This window comes from Thalassobius vesicularis (genome assembly GCF_004799325.1).
GTDB classification, from domain to species: domain Bacteria; phylum Pseudomonadota; class Alphaproteobacteria; order Rhodobacterales; family Rhodobacteraceae; genus Thalassobius; species Thalassobius vesicularis.
Genome location: NZ_SSMD01000003.1, coordinates 39869 through 56898, shown reverse-complemented (window position 1 = coordinate 56898; position 17030 = coordinate 39869). Strand labels below are relative to the sequence as shown.

Genomic DNA, 17030 nt, shown 5'->3' with positions numbered 1-17030 from the left:
CAGCTCATTCCTGAATAAGCTCTGCATCCCAATACAGGAAATCCATCCAGCTTTCGTGCAAATGCCCCGGCGGGAACTTGCGGCCGATGTTGCGCATCTCCTCGACCCCCGGCGCGCGCGGCACTTTCATCAGGTGCATCCCGGCGCGACGCAGGCTCTTGGACCCCTTGCGCAAATTACAAGGAGAGCACGCCGCCACCACGTTTTCCCAGCTGGTAATCCCTCCACTGGCGCGCGGCACCACGTGGTCAAAGGTCAGATCCCCCTTGCCGCCGCAATACTGGCACTTGAATTCGTCCCTCAGAAAAAGATTGAAGCGCGTGAAGGCCACGCGCTTCTGAGGTTTGACGAAATCTTTCAGCACCACGACAGAGGGGATCCTGATCCGCGTACTCGGGCTTCGGGCCTCCTGCTCGTACTCGGCGACGACATCGACCCGGTCCAGCCAGACCGCCTTGACCGCCTCCTGCCAGGGCCACAATGACAAGGGATAGTAGGACAATGGCCGATAATCCGCGTTCAACACCAAGGTCGGGTGCTGTTTCAGCCCACCACGTTCCCGTACGAATTCGGTCCTGAAGTCTCCATCCATCGGCGTCACATCCCCTCGCCCTGTCTGCCAATCGGCCCAGGGCGGGACATCCCGCCCCAGTTATCCACAACTATATATCGCGTCAGGAATGGAGCAAGCCCCATCATGTTCCTCTCCGCGATTGCACCCTGCCCTGCCCGGATGACAGCAGCATGACAGAGGCACTGCCCGGTTTGCAGGCACGGCTTTTCGTGGATTTTTCCGGCACTTGGCCTAGACTGGGGCAATGCAACCGCCCTCAGCCATTCTCGAGACCGCGCTCTACTGCCCAGACCTCGACGCCGCCCAGCACTTCTACGGCACCGTCTTGGGCCTGCCGCTGATCACCCGCGCCGGGAATCGCCACCTGTTCTTCCGCCTCAGCCAGTCTGTCCTGCTGATCTTCAACCCGGCCGAGACCCGCCTGCCTGCCAGAAACCCCGCGATGCCCGTGCCCAGCCACGGCGCCACCGGCCCCGGCCACCTGTGCTTTGCCGCCACGCGCCCCGAACTCGACACCTGGCGCGCGCACCTCACCGCCCACCAGATCCCGATCGAGGCCGAGTTCGACTGGCCCTCCGGCGCGCGCTCCCTCTACATCCGCGACCCCGCCGGCAACTCCGTCGAATTCGCCGAGCCGCGCCTCTGGTTCGACTGACCCCTGCTTCTTTCTGACTGAAAATACTCACGGCCGAACCGCGCCAAAAACGCAGGTCCGGCCGTGGAAAACCATCGTACCAAAACACCCCGAAATCTTACGATTCCCCGGGTTAACGCTTCGTTACAGCCCCAGCTTGTCGCGCATGAAGGCCAGCGCCACCGACAGCCCGTCGTTGGAAATCCCGTGCGCGGTGCCCTTCATGATGTGGGCATAGACCTCTTTGAAGCCCGCCTGCTGCAGCGATTCAGCCGCCTCGGGCAGCGATTGCGGCGGCACCACATCGTCCATGTCGCCGTGGATCAACAACACCGGCGGACGGCTGACCACCTCGTCCTCCAACAACTCCGGTGCCAGAAGACGGCCAGAAAACGCAACGATTCCAGCCACCTCATCCTCACGCCGCGGGGCGACATGCAGTGACATCATCGTGCCTTGCGAGAACCCGAACAGCACCATCTGTTCCGGCAACAGGTCATTATCCACCAGCACCCCGTCCAGGAACGCGTTCAGATCGTCGATTGCCCGCGCCATCCCGGCCTGCGATTCTTCCTCGGACGACCCGTCGATCCACGGAATCGGGAACCACTGGAACCCGAAAGGCGCCCCCGCGCACCGCTCCGGCGCATCGGGCGCCAGGAACAAGGTATCCGGCAGATGATCGCCCAGGATTTCTCCGATCGACAAAAGGTCCGCACCATTCGCCCCGTAGCCGTGCAAAAACACCACGACCGAGCGCGTATCGCCCGATTTCGGCTCAACCCGGCCGGCCTTCAACACTCGCGTCATTTGATACCTTCTCTTTTCTTTTCAACATGATAGTAGGCCCACAAAAGTCGGGCCGCAACACCGCGCCAGGGCGACCAGCGTTCCGCCATCTGCCGCAGCGCCCGTTCCTTGGGTCGTTCCTCCAGCTCGTAAAGGAGGCGCACCGCCTCCTGCAAGGCCAGATCACCGGGGGCGAACACGTCCGCGCGGCCCAGGCTGAACATCGCATAGATTTCGGCCGTCCAGATCCCGATTCCGGTCACTTGCGTCAGCGTCTCGATCACCACTTCGGTCGGTTCAGTCCGCAGCGCCGGATAGTCGATCCGCGCCTCCGCCAACGCCTTGGAATAGCGCGCTTTTTGGCGGCTCAACCCCAGCTCGCGCAGCGCCTCTTCCGAGCTCGCCCGAACTGCCTCTTCCTTGAGCATTCCAGCTTTTTCCAACCGGCCCCAGATCGCGTTGGCCGAGGCAACGCTGACCTGCTGGCTGACGATCGCACTCAGCAATTGCGCGAAACCATCCGGGTTCCGGCGCAGCGGCAAAGGCCCGGTCATTCCGTAAGCCTTTGACATATATGGGTCATTACTGCACAGCCACGCGGCCCCTTCGGCCACGCAGTCCGGCGTTTCGATAAGGCGTCCGACCATGTGATCCCCTTTCGCGCCCAACCTAGCGCGGCAATCGTGCTCTTTTCCAGTCCGTGTTTCCGGCGCATACAAGGGAAATGATCGACTCGCGCGCACTCCCCTCCTTCGATTGGCCCAAACTTGAACCGGGCTGGGTTTGGCTTTGTGGGGCGGGCCCCGGCGATCCGGGCCTTCTGACCCTGCACGCGCTGAACGCGCTGAAGCAGGCGGATGTGGTCGTCTACGACGCGCTGGTCGCGCCGCAGATCCTGGACTGGGCGCCGCAGGCGATCCACGAATACGCGGGCAAGCGCGGCGGGAAACCCTCGGCAAAACAACAGGATATCTCGCTCCGCCTGGTTGAGCTGGCGCAGCAGGGCAAACGCGTCCTGCGGCTGAAGGGCGGCGATCCCTTCGTCTTTGGCCGCGGCGGAGAAGAGGCCCAGACTCTGGTTCAGCACGGCATTCCCATCCGTATCATCCCCGGCATCAGCGCCGGGATCGGCGGGCTGGCTTACGCAGGCATCCCGGTGACGCATCGCGACGTGAACCAGTCCGTGGTCTTCGTGACCGGCCATGATCAGACCGGCGAAACCCCGCAGGCCGTCAACTGGCGCGCTTTGGCGCAGGGCGCGCAGGTGCTGGTGATCTACATGGGGATGAAGCACGCAGGCCGCATCGCAGCCGAACTGCTGGCCGGTGGCCGCAGCCCGGACGAGCCCTGTGCCGTCGTCTGCCAAGCCACCACGCCGGATCAGCACGTGCTGGAAACCACGCTGGGCGCGCTGGAAAACGACATAGAGATCAACGGCTTGAAGCCCCCCGCCATCCTGTGCGTTGGCCGCGCGGTCCTGCTGCGTCAGGTGCTGGACTGGCAATCCATGATGGCCGGGGACGCCCCGCGCGATCTGGATCCATTGGGCCGGGGCCGTCCCGCCGAAATGCCCTGACGAAATGTCCGCACGCAAATAGTTAACATCGTATTTATCCCGGCTTGCCTAAGGGCAGGCAAGCGGCTAGCACTTCTCGCATGACAAATTCCGCATACATCCCCGATGACCGCCGCGCCAAACGCAACGTGACCATTCTGGTCATGGCGCAGGCGTTGCTTGGCTCTCAGATGCCGATGATCTTTACCATCGGCGGGCTGGCCGGTCAGACGCTGGCCACCAACCTGTGTTTCGCCACGCTGCCGATCTCGCTGATCGTGCTGGGCAGCATGCTGGCGGCGACCCCGGTGTCCTGGGTGATGCAGCGATTTGGCCGCCGTGTCGGCTTCATGCTGGGCACTTTGGCGGGCGCGATCGGCGGGGCGATCGGTGCGTATGGCCTCTACCAAGCCTCCTTCCCGATCTACCTGATGGGCAGCCTTGTCACCGGTATCTATATGAGCGCGCAGGGTTTTTACCGCTTCGCCGCCGCCGATAGCGCCAGTGACGAATTCCGCCCCAAGGCGATTTCCTACGTCATGGCGGGTGGTCTGCTGTCCGCGATCATCGGGCCACAGCTGGTCAAGCTGACAGTCGACTCGATGGTGATCCCCTTCGTCGGCACCTACCTGGCGGTGATCGGCGTGAACGTCATCGGATCGGTGCTGTTCCTGTTCCTCGACATCCCCAAGCCGCAACCGCCCGCACATGACGCCCCCAAGGGCCGCACCCGGTGGGAGCTGATCACCACCCCGCGCATCGCGGTCGCGGTGATCTGTGCGATGGTCAGCTATGCGCTGATGAACCTTGTGATGACCTCGACCCCGCTGGCGGTCGTGGGCTGCGGGTTTGAAAAGAACACCGCCGCCGACGTGGTCTCGGCGCATGTTCTGGCGATGTACATCCCCAGCTTCTTTACCGGCCACCTGATCGCGCGTTTCGGCGTCGAAAAGATCGTGGCGACGGGTCTGGTGATCCTGGCCGGCGCCGGTGCCGTCGCCCTGCAAGGCGTTGATCTGGAAAACTTTTTCCTCGCGCTGGTCCTGCTGGGGATCGGCTGGAACTTTGGCTTCATCGGCGCCACGGCGATGCTGGCCGGCGCCCACAAACCCGAAGAGCGCGGCCGTATGCAGGGCCTGAACGACCTGCTGGTTTTTGGCGGCGTGACCGTCGCCTCGCTGGCTTCGGGTGGCTTGATGAACTGCTCGGGCGGGACCGCGCAAGCGGGGTGGACCTCGGTCAACCTGGCGATGGCCCCTTTCCTGATGCTGGCCGGTGGCGCGTTGATCTGGCTGGTTCTGCGCCCGAAAGAGGACTGAGGCGGGCCTACCAGCGCCCGCTGAGCGCCCGCACCATCAGGCCCGCGTTCGTGGCAAAGCCCGACCCCTCCAGCGCCCCCTGAGCGACCAGCCCGGGGTTCTCGGCGGCCCGTTTCAGAATACCTTCGGCTTTCCACGCGGCCAACAGCGCGGGCCGCGCCTCGGGCGACACCTTGCCCCGCTGAGCGCGCGCACGGCGCAACCGCGCCAGCCCGTCGCGCGCCAGATCGGCCACGACCTCGGGACGGCCATCAACCAGCGGCACGCGCTTTGCTTGCTCCAGCGCAGGCACGGCCATCAGGAAATTCGCCAGTCCCGCCGCATAGCCCGCATCCAGCACGACGCTTTCCTCGGCATCGCCCAAGGCACGGGCGGCGGCCAGCATCACGTTGCCGGCGGTTTTCTGGATGTACTCGGCGAAATGCGCCTCATCCTCGAACGGATCGCGGTAGATATCCCAGCGGCGCGCATCGGCCATCTCGGTCAGCAGTTGCGCCCCGGCCGCGTCCAGCACCCGCGACAAAGGCGTGACGACCTGATGCCGACGCACCTGTTTGCCTGCCGCAATCTCCTCGAACGCGTCTTTCCACCATTGCAGGCGCATTTCCGCGATCAGGTGTTCCTGAGTGACCCACGGCGCGCGCGCGACCTCGACATTCGCCGCGTAGATCGGGAACAGAACCGCACGGGCGGCCACCGGCGCGGCCATTGCCACGCGAAACCGGTCAGGGTCGGCGCGCTGCACCAGCTCGGCACAGGCGATCAGGTCGGGGTCGTCAAAACTCACGCAGGAATTCCTGAATTAGAGCAAGGGTTTGGGGATCGTTCACCACATCCAGATGCGAGGCGCCGGGCACGATCGCATAGCGCCCCTTATCGGTGAGCGGCTGCATCAGCGGCTGGTATTGGTCAGGCACGAACGCCTCGTCCCGGTCGCCAATGGCCAGCAGAAAGGGCGGCAGCGCGGCGATATCGGCTTCGTAATCGTTCCGCGGCGCGTAAGAGGTGTTCAGCCGGTAGGAATAGGCCGTCGTCGCCGTATGCCCCAGCGGGCCGTCCAGCACGGCGCGCGGCATGTTGAACTGGATCACCGTCAGATGGTTCAGCGCGCGGATATGGGCGGCATTCAGCATCGTCAGCCCGATGATCCGCCGCGTCAGGGGCTGCGCCCAACCGCCCGAATTGGGCCGCGTCGTGGAGGCGTTGTACTTCAGGAACGGGGCCAGCAGGATCGCGCCATCCAGCGCGCCCCCTTGCGAACCGCCCGCCATTCGCACCACAAGCCCCCCGCCCGAGCTATGCCCCAGCGCGATCACCTTTTGACCCGGCTTGCGATAGGCCGCGATCAGGTCGGCCAGATCGTCCTCCAGCTGGCCAATATGGTCCACGTCGCCCCGCCGACCCGGCTGGGCTCCGTGCCCGCGCAAGTCCGGGATCAGCATCTCGGCCTGCCCCTCCAGCGCCCGCGCCAGCGCGTCGTACTGCCCGCCATGCCAGCCCGATCCATGCACCATCACCAACAGCGGCGCGCCCTCTGGCCCCGCCACGTGGCGCACCTGCAGGGCAAACCCGTCGCGCATCGCAACGGACTGCACCGGCAGCGCCTCGGTCCGCGCCATCTGGCGCGAGAAATCCAAACCGCCCTCGCCCGCCATCGGCCGAGGCGCTTGCGACGCCACCAGCCCCAGCGCAATGCCTGCCGGGATCAGCGCCGACAGCGCCAGCGATATGGCGATCTTACCGATCACTCTGCCGCGCCCTGTTCCGCCCCCGCGAATTCGCGCAAGAGCTTCCAATTGATCGCATCCAGCAGCGCGTCAAAGGACGCATCCACGATGTTCGGCGACACGCCCACGGTGGACCAGCGGCGGCCCTGCCCGTCCTCGCTGTCGATGATGACACGGGTCACGGCCTCGGTCCCGCCTTGGGTGATACGGACCTTGAAGTCGACCAGGTGCATGTCCTCGATCGCCTGCGAGTAGCGCCCCAGATCCTTGGCCAGCGCCTTGGATAGCGCGTTCACCGGCCCCCGATCCGAGCCACTCTCATCGAGCGATTCCGACACCGACAGCTTCTTTTCGCCGTCCACCTTCACCACGACGACCGCCTCGGACAGGCTGACCATGCGGTTGTACTTGTTCTTGCGCCGCTCGACGGTGACCTTGTAGCGCTTGACCTCGAAGAACTCGGGCAACAGGCCCAGCTCGGCCCGCGCCAGCAGCTCGAAACTGGCCTGCGCGCTGTCATAGGTATAGCCCTCGGCCTCGCGCGCCTTAACCACGTCCAGAATGCGCGCCAAGGCCGGATCGCCCGCCGCGACCTGCAATCCTGCCTCGGCCAGACGCTGGCGCAGGTTCGACTGCCCCGCCTGGTTCGACATCGGAATGATGCGGCTGTTGCCCACCACCGACGGCTCGATATGCTCATAGGTCGAGGGATCCTTCAGGATCGCGCTGGCATGCAGCCCCGCCTTATGCGCAAAGGCCGAGGCCCCCACATAGGGTGCCTGCCGGAACGGCACACGGTTCAGGATGTCGTCCAGCTTGCGGCTCGCCTTGACCAGCCCGGTCAGCGCATCCTGCGTGATCTGCGTGTCATAGCGGCTGGCATAGGGCTCTTTCAGCAGCAGCGTCGGGATCAGCGTCGTCAGGTTGGCATTGCCGCAGCGCTCGCCCAACCCGTTGAGCGTCCCCTGCACCTGCCGCGCCCCGGCATCAATCGCCGCCAAAGACCCGGCCACCGCGTTCTCGGTGTCGTTATGGGTGTGAATACCCAGATGATCGCCCGGAATCCCCGCCGAGATCACCGCCTTGGTGATCTCGTAAACCTCATGCGGCAACGTCCCGCCATTGGTGTCGCACAGCACCACCCAGCGCGCCCCGGCCTCATAGGCCGCCTTGGCCGCCTCCAACGCATAAGCCGGATTGGCCTTGTAGCCGTCAAAGAAATGCTCGGCGTCAAACAGCGCCTCGCGCCCCTGCGCCACGATATACTCGACCGAGCGCGCGATATTCTCGGTATTCTCCGCCAGCGTGATCCCCAGTGCCGTCTCGACATGGAAATCATGGGTTTTACCGACCAGACACACCGCCGGCGTGCCCGCATTCATCACCGCTGCCAGCACATCGTCATTCTCGGCCGAGCGTCCAGCCCGCTTGGTCATCCCGAACGCCGTGAACACAGCCCGCGTCTGCGGCCGGCTCTCGAAAAACTCGCTATCCGTGGGGTTCGCCCCCGGCCAGCCGCCCTCGATGTAATCCACGCCCAGAACGTCCAGCGTCTTCGCGATCACCTGCTTTTCAGCCGTGGAAAACTGCACGCCCTGGGTCTGCTGCCCATCGCGCAGGGTAGTGTCATAAATGTACAAACGCTCGCGGCTCATCACGCGGCCCTCGCTTCTTCTTTTTGAAAATATCCCCGGGGGAGCGTTGAAACTCCCCGAGTTTCAACGTGGGGGGCAGCGCCCCCCGCCCCCGCTCGCCGCAGGCGCAACGCCGCCATCACAGCCCCTCCAGCCTGGAGGCATCAAAGCCCGGCCCAGCGATCAATTCGACCCCGTCCTTGCTCATCCGCACCTCGACGCCAGCCTCGCGGAACACGGCCTTCTGCCGATCCACCTCGCTGAAATCCTTGCTGGCCATCGCGGCCACGCGTGCCGCCTGGAACTTCTCGGCGAACAGCGACAGGTCCACCACCTCGATCACTTCCCAGCCCGCCAGTTCGGGCGTCAGCAGCCCCATCAGTTGCGCGCCCGCCAGCAGATCGGCCATGCCATAGCGTTCCTCGCGTGCATAGCCCAGCATCGTCAGGGGAACGCCGTTCGAGATCGCCTGAAGGATCGTCAGCGCCTGCGCGGTGTTCAGATCATCCGCCAGCGCCTCGACCACCTCGACCGGAGCCTGCGCGGCAGCCGTCACCCCTTCGGTCACCTTGCGCCAGCGCCGCAGCGTGGTTTCCGCCTCGCTCGCCTTCTTGGCAGTCCAGTCCATCGGCTTGCCGTAATGCGTCGACAGGAAAACGTACCGGATCACCTCGCCCGGCACCCCCGGTTCGCCGTCATGCCCGTCCAGCAGATCGCGGACGGTAAAGAAATTGCCCAAGCTCTTGGACATCTTCTTGCCCTCGACCTGCAGCATCTCGTTATGCATCCAGACATTGGCGAACCCGCCCTCGGGATGCGCGCAGCACGATTGAGCAATCTCGTTTTCGTGGTGCGGGAACATCAGGTCGTTGCCGCCGCCGTGGATGTCGAAAGACGCGCCCAACAGCTCATAGGACATGGCCGAGCATTCGATATGCCAGCCCGGACGCCCGCGGCCCCATGGGCTGTCCCAACCCGGCAGGTCGTCGCTGGACGGCTTCCACAGCACGAAATCCATCGGGTTGCGCTTGTACGGCGCCACCTCGACCCGCGCGCCGGCGATCATGTCATCAACCGAGCGACCGGACAGCGCACCATACTCCGCATAGCTTTCGACCGAGAACAGCACATGCCCGTCCGCCGCATAGGCGTGGCCCTTGGCGATCAGATCCTCGATCATCGACACCATCGCCCCGATAAACGCCGTCGCGCGCGGCATTTCGGTCGGGTCCATCGCCCCCACGGCGCGCATGTCGTCCAGATACCATTGCGTGGTCTCGGCGGTGATCTCTCCGATCGAGCGCCCGCTTTCAGCCGCCCGCGCGTTGATCTTGTCATCCACATCGGTGAAGTTGCGCACGTAGGTGACATGCTCAGCACCGTAGACATGGCGCAGCAGCCGGAACAGCGTGTCGAACACGATCACCGGACGCGCGTTACCGATATGGGCGCGGTCATAAACGGTAGGTCCGCAGACATACATCCGCACGTTTTCGGGGTCGATGGGCTGAAAGACCTCTTTCTTGCGGGTCTTCGAGTTGTGCAGCTTGATCGTCGTCATCGTGTCCTCGCGCGCAGGCAAACGCTACCGGTCTTTGCGGGCGGGCTTAGCAACTTCGATGCTAATTTGGAATAGAAGAACGGCCCGCCGATATGTCTCAGCAGGGAATGCAGCCAATAATGGTGATCGTCCGTTTCATGGAACCGTTCATAACCTGTGATGCGCCATGTCACAATCGGTGAATTGACATTTGATCAAATGCCCCGCTTCCATGCCGCAACTGCAAAAGGAACACGGCATGGAACTGTCTCAGCGGATCAAGGGCATCAACGGCGGCGGCTCGGACGGTTGGGGGATTTTCTACCGCGCCCGCCAGATGAAGGCCGAGGGCCGCGCCGTGACCGAGCTGACCATCGGCGAGCATGACATCCGTACCGACCCGCTGATCCTGAACCACATGCACAAGACCGCGCTGGCGGGCACAACGGGCTATGCGATGATCCCCGGCATTGCGCCGCTGCGAGAGGCCGTGGCCAAGCGCGTGCAGGCCCAGACGGGCGTACAAACTTTGCCCGAAAACGTACTGATTACCGCCGGAGGCCAGGCCGCGCTGTACGCTGCGCATCACGCCGTGTGCAATCCGGGCGACCGGGCGATGTTCATCGACCCGCATTATGCCACATATCCCGGCACCGTGCGGGCCAATGGCGCGATCCCCGTCCCCGTCCCCGCCCGCCCCGAGGCCGGGTTCCAGCCCGATCCGGCGGTCATCGCGGCCCATGCGGAAGGGGCGACAAGCTTGCTGATCAACTCGCCCAACAACCCGACGGGGGTGATCTATTCGCGCGAAACCCTCGAAGGGATCGCCCGCGTGGTGCAGGACAAAGACCTGTGGCTGATCTCGGACGAGGTTTATGACACCCAGGTCTGGGACGGCGCGCACCTGTCGCCACGCACCTTGCCGGGGATGGCGGAACGGACGCTGGTGATCGGCTCGATGTCGAAATCCCACGCCATGACCGGCAGCCGCATCGGCTGGATCATCGGCCCGGTCGAGGCGATCACCCATCTGATCAACCTTGCGACCAACACCAATTACGGCGTGCCCGGGTATATCCAGGAGGCCGCCCTGTTCGCCCTGACCCTTGGCGCGGATTTCGAGGCCAGGATCGCTGAGCCGTTCCAACGCCGTCGCGCCATCGCGCTGGATCTGCTGGCGCGCCAGAACGCCGTGCGCGCGGTGCCGCCGCAAGGGGCGATGTACACGATGCTGGACATCCGCGCGACCGGGCTGGACGGAAATGCCTTTGCCGCGCACCTGTTGGAGGAGCACGGGATCGCCGTGATGCCGGGGGAAAGCTTCGGTCAGGCGGCGACCGGGCATATCCGGGTGGCGATGACGATACCGGACGCGCCGTTCAGCGCGGCGTTTCAGACATTGCTGGATGTGGCGGGGGAGCTGGCGGGGCAGGCCTGACGGGGCGCGGGCGGAGGGTGCGGACGCCTCCGGCGGGAGTATTTGGCTCAGAAAGAAGCCAGGGGCAGGAAAAAGGCCCGGGCGGTGCCGGGCCTTTCAGAGGGCGGTTTACTCGGTGACCGTGACGGTTTTCATCACGTCGGGTTGGCCGTAGACCTCGCCGTTGCGGCCCTTGCCGCGCTTGATCTGGTCGACGATCTCCATGCCTTCGGTAACGTGACCGACGATGGTGTATTGTCCGTTCAGGAAATGGCCCGGCGCGAACATGATGAAGAACTGCGAGTTGGCCGAGTTCGGATCCTGTGCGCGGGCCATGCCCACGACCCCGCGATCAAACGGGGCGTCCGAGAATTCCGCCGGCAGGTCCGGTTTTTCCGAGCCGCCACGGCCCGCCATGCGCATGTCGCCGCCGACCTTGCCGTATTGCACATCGCCGGTCTGGGCCATGAAACCTTCGATCACCCGGTGGAAGACGACGCCGTCATAGGCGCCTTCGCGGGCCAGATCGGCCAGCCGCGCGGCGTGTTGGGGGGCGGTGTCGTCGGCCAGGTCGATCACGATGGTGCCATTGGCGCCTTCGCCCTCGACTTCGATCCTGAGACCGGTTGCCGCAGCCGGGGTGGCCAGCAGTGCCAGCACAAACGCCAGTTTACGCATCTGCGGCCACCTTCACGCTGATCATGCGGTCGGGATTCGCGGGCGGCTCGCCGCGGGTGATGGCGTCGACATGCTCCATCCCGGAAATCACGCGCCCATAGACGGTGTACTGGCCGTTCAGGAAGTGGTTGTCCTTGAAATTGATGAAGAACTGCGAGTTGGCCGAATTCGGGTTCATCGAGCGCGCCGCGCCCAAGGTGCCGCGATCATGCGGTAGCTTGGAAAATTCCGCAGGCAGATCAGGCAGTTCCGAGCCGCCGGTGCCGGCGCGACGGGGGTTATAGTCTTTCTCCATGTTGGCGTGTTCGACATCGCCGGTCTGGGCCATGAAGCCGTCGATGACGCGGTGGAAGGCCACGTTGTCATACTGGCCCGAACGCGCCAGTTCTTTCATGCGCTCGGTATGTTTGGGGGCGACGGCGGGCAGCAGTTCGATAACGACGGTGCCGCCTTTCAGCTCCATCAGGATGGTGTTTTCGGGGTCTTTGATCTCGGCCATTTCGGGCTCCTTCATTAAGTCTTGGCCCATACCTAAGACCCATCGCCGCGCTTGCCAAGCCAGAGGTTGACGCAAACGCGGCTTCACGCCAAGAGAGGGCAAAATTTTCTCCAGGGAGGAATCCGCGATGGGTTGGAAGACATTGGACGATATGGATTTGAACGGCAAACGCGTGCTGGTGCGCGTGGACATCAATGTGCCGGTCAAGGATGGCGTGGTCACTGACGCCACCCGCATCGAACGTATCGCCCCCACCGTCAACGATATCCTGGCCAAGGGTGGCCGCCCGATCCTGGTGGCGCATTTCGGCCGTCCCAAGGGCAAGGTCGTGCTGGACATGTCGCTGCGCGTGACCCTGAAAGAGCTGGAGAAGGCGCTGGGTCACAAGGTTGTCTTCGTTGAGACGCTGGACGCCGCCGAGCTGCACACCGATGAAGAACGCGCCGCCGAAGTGGTGCTGCTGGAAAACATCCGCTTCTATCCCGGCGAAGAAAAGAACGACCCCGAGTTTTCCGCCCGTCTGGCCAAGCTGGCCGATATCTACTGCAACGATGCGTTTTCCGCCGCGCACCGGGCCCATGCCTCGACCGAGGGCGTGGCGCGTCTGCTACCGTCCTGCGCCGGTCGCCTGATGCAGGCCGAGCTGGAGGCGCTGGAAGCGGCGCTGAGCAAGCCCGTCCGCCCCGTGGTGGCTGTCGTGGGCGGCGCCAAAGTCTCGACCAAGCTGGAGCTGCTGGGCAACCTGGTCGCCAAGGTGGATTACCTGGTGATCGGTGGCGGCATGGCCAACACTTTCCTGGCGGCGCAAGGCATCGACGTGGGCAAGTCGCTGTGCGAACACGACATGGCGGACACTGCGCGCTCGATCCTGGCCAAGGCCGGTGATGCGGGCTGCGAGATCGTGCTGCCCTCGGACGTCGTCGTCGCTGCCGAGTTCAAAGCCAACGCCGCAAATGAAACCGTCGCCAACAACGCCTGCCCGTCTAACAAGATGATCCTGGACGCCGGCCCCGCCAGCGTTGCCCGCATCAGCGAAATCCTGGACGGTGCCAAGACGCTGATCTGGAACGGCCCGCTGGGTGCGTTCGAGATCGAGCCCTTCAACACCGCCACCAACGCCGCCGCGCAAAAGGCAGCAACGCTCAGCAAGGCCGGTCAGCTGACCTCGGTCGCAGGCGGTGGCGACACGGTGGCCGCGCTGAATCAGGCCGGGGCCGCGGATGATTTCACCTATATCTCGACCGCTGGCGGCGCATTCCTGGAATGGATGGAAGGCAAAACCTTGCCCGGCGTTGCCGCGCTTGAGGCTTCGGCGGCCTGATTTCGCCAAACCGCGCGCCCGTTAGCGCGACCAGAATTGTATCCTCGTTTCAGCTGACCTAGTGTCGCGCCGAAACGGGGATGCCCCCGATTGTTAGTCAAATTTATACGGAAATGGACATGTCGAAAGCACAGCAGACCGAACAGATGCGCGCAGGTAACGGCTTTATCGCGGCCCTTGACCAAAGCGGCGGGTCGACCCCGAAGGCCCTCAAGCTCTATGGCGTTGACGCCAGCGCCTATGCCTCGGAAGAGGAAATGTACGGCCTGATCCACGACATGCGCGCGCGTATCGTGAACTCGCCCGCCTTCACCGGCGACCAGATCATCGGCGCGATCCTGTTCGAGCGCACCATGGACAGCGACATCGGCGGCAAGCCTTCGGCGACCTACCTGTGGGAGAACCGTCGCGTGGTGCCGTTCCTGAAGGTGGACAAGGGCCTGGCCGACGAGGCGGACGGCGTGTGCATGATGAAACCCATGCCCGAGCTGGACACCCTGTTGGAGAAAGCCGTATCGAAGGGCATCTTCGGGACCAAGATGCGCTCGGTCATCAATGCGGCGTCGCCTTCGGGCATCGCGGCCGTGGTCGAACAGCAATTCGCCGTCGGCAAGCAGATCCTGTCGCACGGTCTGGTGCCGATCATCGAACCCGAAGTGACCATCACCATCGCTGACAAGGCCGAGGCCGAAGCCATCCTGCTGGGCGAGATCACCAAGCAGCTGGACGCCCTGCCCGCCGATCAGCAAGTCATGCTGAAGCTGACCCTGCCCGAGGCCGCCAACGCCTACAAACCGCTGGTCGACCACCCCCGCGTGATGCGCGTCGTGGCGCTGTCGGGCGGCTATTCGCGTGACGAGGCAAACACCCGCCTGTCCAACAACACCGGCATCATCGCCAGCTTCTCTCGTGCGCTGACCGAGGGCCTGTCGGCCCAGCAGAGCGACGCCGAATTCGACGACACGCTGGCCGCCACCGTCGGCAGCATCTACGCGGCGTCTGTCGCAGGCTGAGCCTTGCCAAGCCCGTCGGGCTGATGTTGAGATTGCGGGCGGCACACCACGTGCCGCCCGTTTCAATTAGGACTACCCAGATGCACCTGCGCGATGCCACTCCGGCGGATGCCGGCCAGATTGCCGAGATCTACAACCACGCCGTCGTCAACACGACCGCGATCTGGAACGACGTGCAGGTGGACGCCGCCAACCGCGTGGCGTGGATGCAGACGCGCCAGGGCGACGGGTTTCCGGTGATCGTGGCCGAGGTCGATGGTCAGGTCGCCGGCTATGCCTCTTACGGGCCGTGGCGGGCGTTTGACGGCTATCGCGCCACGGTCGAGCATTCGGTCTATGTCCACCCCGGCAGGCACGGCGGCGGGATCGGACGCACCTTGATGGAGGCGCTGATCGCGCGCGCGCGGGCAGACGGCAAGCATGTGATGGTCGCGGGGATCGAAGCGGGCAACGCGGCCTCGATCCACCTGCACGAAAAGCTGGGGTTCCAGACGGTCGCGCAGATGCCTCAAGTGGGCCAGAAATTCGAGCGTTGGCTGGATCTGACGTTTCTGCAATTGGTACTGGACGACCGCCCCGCGCCTTAGATCCGCGCGATGATCGCCTGAACGTCCAGACCCGAGACCGCGCCGGCGGTCGCACCGCGCACGCCCTCGATCCGCGTGGTGATGTAACCATCCACCACCGCATTGGGCGCGCTTTCCAGCAGCATGGCGGCGGCCAGCAGGGTGGCCAGGCTTTCGGTGAACCAGCGCGCCTCGGCCTCGGGCGCAATGCCGGGCCAACGCGCCAGATGCGCCTCCAGCGCCGCGTCGTAGCGCGCGTCCAGCCCCTTGGACTTGTTCAGCCGGTTCAGCAGCGCCTCGCCGGACTCAGGCGCGCGGGCAAAGGTACGCAAGATGTCGAGGCAGATTACGTTGCCCGACCCTTCCCAGATCGAGTTCAGCGGCGCCTCGCGGTAGAGCATCGGCATCGGGGTTTCCTCGATGTAGCCCATGCCGCCAAGGCACTCCATCGCCTCGTAGATCACGCCGGGGGCGCGCTTGTTGGACAGGTATTTCGAAAGGGCCACGGCGATGCGGGCAAAGGCGCGGTCCTCGTCGCTGGTGCCGTCAAAGGACGCCGCACAGCCCATCGCGAGGGCCAGCGCGGCCTCCCAATCCAGGGCCAGATCGGCGATAACGGATTGCATCAACGGCTGGTCGATCAAACGCCGCTGAAAGGCGTTGCGGTGACCGATCCACCACTTCGCCTCGGCCAGGGCCGCGCGCATTAGGCCTGCTGGGGCGACGGCCGTATCCAGGCGGGTGTGGTGCACCATCTCGATGATGGTTTTCACGCCCTGCCCCTCGTCCCCCAGACGATACGCCAGGGTATAGTCATACTCGATTTCCGAGGACGCGTTGGCCTTGTTGCCCAGCTTTTCCTTCAGCCGTTGCAGGTGCATCGTGTTGCGGCTGCCGTCCTCCAGCCAGCGCGGGACCACGAAACAGGTCAGCCCGCCGGGGGCCTGCGCCAGCGTCAGGAACCCGTCGCACATCGGCGCCGAGCAGAACCACTTGTGCCCGATCAGCCGGTATTGCTCGCCATCGCGCACCGCACGGGTCGAGTTGGCTCGCACGTCCGAGCCGCCCTGCTTTTCGGTCATCGCCATGCCCATCGTCACACCGGCCTTGGCCGACAGTGGTTTGACCGAAGGGTCATAGCTGCGGGCGGTCAGTTTCGGCACCCATTGCCCCGCCAGCGAGGCATCGGTCATCAGCGCGGGTACGGCAGCGTATGTCATGGTCAACGGGCAGGAAATGCCCGGCTCCAGCTGCGCCATGTAATAGGTCAGCGCCGCATGGGTCGCGTGCCCACCTTGCGAGCCGTCCCAGGCGGTGGCGGTAATCCCGTGCTCGATCGCCATGTCCATGATCTGGTGATAGCCCGGATGAAAGCGCACCTCGTCCAGGCGCCGGCCCGAGCGATCGAACAGCTTCAGCCGGGGCTGATCGCGGCGGGCATCCTCGGCAGCGCCCAGCATCTCGTCGGTTCCGAACGCAGCGCCGGCCTTTTCCAGCGCTGCCAGATCGACACCCGCGCGGGTCATCTGCTCACGCAGCGGCAGGTCATCCGCCCAGAGATCGCGCGCGCCACGCGGTAGCGGTTGGTTCAGTACTTCATGCGTGTGCAGGGTGCTGTGTCCGGTGGCGCTCATATCGACATTCTCCTCCAAGAAGTATCGGCAGAATGCCGATAGCCGGGATTCCGATCCAGATTGACGCCGCGTACCGCGCGAAATGACGCCACGCCAAATCACGGAAACGATTAGGGGATTCACAAATCGA

The 17030-nt window shown here is 64.4% G+C and carries 17 protein-coding genes; 7 read left to right on the top strand and 10 right to left on the bottom strand.

Annotated features, from left to right (window positions below; translation table 11 throughout):
- Positions 1-4 precede the first annotated feature (4 nt).
- The gene (locus tag E7681_RS06790; RefSeq protein WP_136338918.1) at positions 5-592 is read right to left on the bottom strand and encodes an HNH endonuclease; all 588 of its coding nucleotides are present in this window, start codon (positions 590-592) and stop codon (positions 5-7) included.
- A 226-nt stretch (positions 593-818) separates the two neighbouring features.
- Here E7681_RS06790 and E7681_RS06785 point away from each other — a divergent pair, with 226 nt between their 5' ends.
- Positions 819-1229 carry a VOC family protein gene (locus tag E7681_RS06785; RefSeq protein WP_136338530.1) on the top strand — a complete coding sequence of 137 codons (411 nt, stop codon included), beginning with the start codon at positions 819-821 and terminating at the stop codon, positions 1227-1229.
- Between the two features lie 123 nt (positions 1230-1352).
- Here the strand turns inward: E7681_RS06785 and E7681_RS06780 are convergent, their stop codons facing one another.
- Positions 1353-2018: an alpha/beta hydrolase gene (locus tag E7681_RS06780; RefSeq protein WP_136338529.1), complete on the bottom strand. Its 666-nt coding sequence runs from the start codon at positions 2016-2018 to the stop codon at positions 1353-1355.
- Positions 2015-2644, bottom strand: a complete 630-nt coding sequence (locus E7681_RS06775) for a DNA-3-methyladenine glycosylase family protein (RefSeq protein WP_136338528.1) — start codon at positions 2642-2644, stop codon at positions 2015-2017. Before E7681_RS06775 ends, E7681_RS06780 begins: the two co-directional genes overlap by 4 nt.
- A gap of 77 nt (positions 2645-2721) precedes the next feature.
- On the opposite strand from E7681_RS06775, the gene cobA reads away from it, so the two are divergent.
- Together cobA and E7681_RS06765 are read left to right on the top strand one after the other, a co-directional pair.
- The gene (gene cobA / locus E7681_RS06770; RefSeq protein ID WP_136338527.1) at positions 2722-3573 is read left to right on the top strand and encodes a uroporphyrinogen-III C-methyltransferase; all 852 of its coding nucleotides are present in this window, start codon (positions 2722-2724) and stop codon (positions 3571-3573) included.
- A gap of 80 nt (positions 3574-3653) precedes the next feature.
- A complete protein-coding gene (locus tag E7681_RS06765) occupies positions 3654-4871 on the top strand; it encodes an MFS transporter (protein ID WP_136338526.1) in 1218 nt (405 codons plus the stop codon).
- 7 nt (positions 4872-4878) lie between these two features.
- On the opposite strand, the gene E7681_RS06760 is transcribed toward E7681_RS06765, so the two are convergent.
- From E7681_RS06760 to cysS, 4 genes are all read right to left on the bottom strand, one after another.
- Complete coding sequence (locus tag E7681_RS06760; protein ID WP_136338525.1) at positions 4879-5658, bottom strand: squalene/phytoene synthase family protein; 780 nt, start codon at positions 5656-5658, stop codon at positions 4879-4881.
- Positions 5648-6619 carry an alpha/beta hydrolase gene (locus tag E7681_RS06755; RefSeq protein WP_136338524.1) on the bottom strand — a complete coding sequence of 324 codons (972 nt, stop codon included), beginning with the start codon at positions 6617-6619 and terminating at the stop codon, positions 5648-5650. The genes E7681_RS06760 and E7681_RS06755 overlap by 11 nt, the downstream gene beginning before the upstream one ends.
- A complete protein-coding gene (cimA, locus tag E7681_RS06750; protein ID WP_136338523.1) occupies positions 6616-8253 on the bottom strand; it encodes a citramalate synthase in 1638 nt (545 codons plus the stop codon). Before cimA ends, E7681_RS06755 begins: the two co-directional genes overlap by 4 nt.
- Positions 8254-8371: 118 nt before the next feature.
- A complete protein-coding gene (gene cysS, locus E7681_RS06745; protein WP_136338522.1) occupies positions 8372-9793 on the bottom strand; it encodes a cysteine--tRNA ligase in 1422 nt (473 codons plus the stop codon).
- Positions 9794-10031: 238 nt separating this feature from the next.
- Between cysS and E7681_RS06740 the strand changes: the two genes are divergently transcribed.
- On the top strand, positions 10032-11210 hold the full coding sequence (locus tag E7681_RS06740; RefSeq protein ID WP_136338917.1) for a pyridoxal phosphate-dependent aminotransferase: 1179 nt from the start codon (positions 10032-10034) through the stop codon (positions 11208-11210).
- Positions 11211-11318: 108 nt separating this feature from the next.
- On the opposite strand, the gene E7681_RS06735 is transcribed toward E7681_RS06740, so the two are convergent.
- Together E7681_RS06735 and E7681_RS06730 are read right to left on the bottom strand one after the other, a co-directional pair.
- On the bottom strand, positions 11319-11867 hold the full coding sequence (locus tag E7681_RS06735; RefSeq protein WP_136338521.1) for a peptidylprolyl isomerase: 549 nt from the start codon (positions 11865-11867) through the stop codon (positions 11319-11321).
- Positions 11860-12366, bottom strand: coding sequence for a peptidylprolyl isomerase (locus E7681_RS06730; protein ID WP_136338520.1), 507 nt, complete (start codon positions 12364-12366; stop codon positions 11860-11862). The genes E7681_RS06735 and E7681_RS06730 overlap by 8 nt, the downstream gene beginning before the upstream one ends.
- 127 nt (positions 12367-12493) lie before the next feature.
- Between E7681_RS06730 and E7681_RS06725 the strand changes: the two genes are divergently transcribed.
- The 3 genes from E7681_RS06725 (at position 12494) to E7681_RS06715 (ending at position 15287) form a co-directional block, all read left to right on the top strand.
- A complete protein-coding gene (locus tag E7681_RS06725) occupies positions 12494-13687 on the top strand; it encodes a phosphoglycerate kinase (protein WP_136338519.1) in 1194 nt (397 codons plus the stop codon).
- A gap of 119 nt (positions 13688-13806) precedes the next feature.
- Positions 13807-14700 (top strand): fructose bisphosphate aldolase, encoded by an 894-nt coding sequence (locus tag E7681_RS06720; RefSeq protein WP_136338518.1) that lies wholly within the window; start codon positions 13807-13809, stop codon positions 14698-14700.
- Positions 14701-14780: 80 nt separating this feature from the next.
- Positions 14781-15287 carry a GNAT family N-acetyltransferase gene (locus E7681_RS06715; RefSeq protein ID WP_136338517.1) on the top strand — a complete coding sequence of 169 codons (507 nt, stop codon included), beginning with the start codon at positions 14781-14783 and terminating at the stop codon, positions 15285-15287.
- Here the strand turns inward: E7681_RS06715 and E7681_RS06710 are convergent.
- On the bottom strand, positions 15284-16900 hold the full coding sequence (locus E7681_RS06710; protein ID WP_136338516.1) for an acyl-CoA dehydrogenase family protein: 1617 nt from the start codon (positions 16898-16900) through the stop codon (positions 15284-15286). The two genes, E7681_RS06715 and E7681_RS06710, sit on opposite strands and share 4 nt — an antisense overlap.
- Between the last annotated feature and the right edge of the window lie 130 nt (positions 16901-17030).

Coding starts and splice junctions, on each gene's coding strand:
- E7681_RS06790 (WP_136338918.1), bottom strand. CDS start 592: ATGGATGGAGACTTCAGGACCGAATTCGTACGGGAACGTGGTGGGCTG.
- E7681_RS06785 (WP_136338530.1), top strand. CDS start 819: ATGCAACCGCCCTCAGCCATTCTCGAGACCGCGCTCTACTGCCCAGAC.
- E7681_RS06780 (WP_136338529.1), bottom strand. CDS start 2,018: ATGACGCGAGTGTTGAAGGCCGGCCGGGTTGAGCCGAAATCGGGCGAT.
- E7681_RS06775 (WP_136338528.1), bottom strand. CDS start 2,644: ATGGTCGGACGCCTTATCGAAACGCCGGACTGCGTGGCCGAAGGGGCC.
- cobA (WP_136338527.1), top strand. CDS start 2,722: ATGATCGACTCGCGCGCACTCCCCTCCTTCGATTGGCCCAAACTTGAA.
- E7681_RS06765 (WP_136338526.1), top strand. CDS start 3,654: ATGACAAATTCCGCATACATCCCCGATGACCGCCGCGCCAAACGCAAC.
- cimA (WP_136338523.1), bottom strand. CDS start 8,253: ATGAGCCGCGAGCGTTTGTACATTTATGACACTACCCTGCGCGATGGG.
- cysS (WP_136338522.1), bottom strand. CDS start 9,793: ATGACGACGATCAAGCTGCACAACTCGAAGACCCGCAAGAAAGAGGTC.
- E7681_RS06740 (WP_136338917.1), top strand. CDS start 10,032: ATGGAACTGTCTCAGCGGATCAAGGGCATCAACGGCGGCGGCTCGGAC.
- E7681_RS06735 (WP_136338521.1), bottom strand. CDS start 11,867: ATGCGTAAACTGGCGTTTGTGCTGGCACTGCTGGCCACCCCGGCTGCG.
- E7681_RS06730 (WP_136338520.1), bottom strand. CDS start 12,366: ATGGCCGAGATCAAAGACCCCGAAAACACCATCCTGATGGAGCTGAAA.
- E7681_RS06725 (WP_136338519.1), top strand. CDS start 12,494: ATGGGTTGGAAGACATTGGACGATATGGATTTGAACGGCAAACGCGTG.
- E7681_RS06720 (WP_136338518.1), top strand. CDS start 13,807: ATGTCGAAAGCACAGCAGACCGAACAGATGCGCGCAGGTAACGGCTTT.
- E7681_RS06715 (WP_136338517.1), top strand. CDS start 14,781: ATGCACCTGCGCGATGCCACTCCGGCGGATGCCGGCCAGATTGCCGAG.
- E7681_RS06710 (WP_136338516.1), bottom strand. CDS start 16,900: ATGAGCGCCACCGGACACAGCACCCTGCACACGCATGAAGTACTGAAC.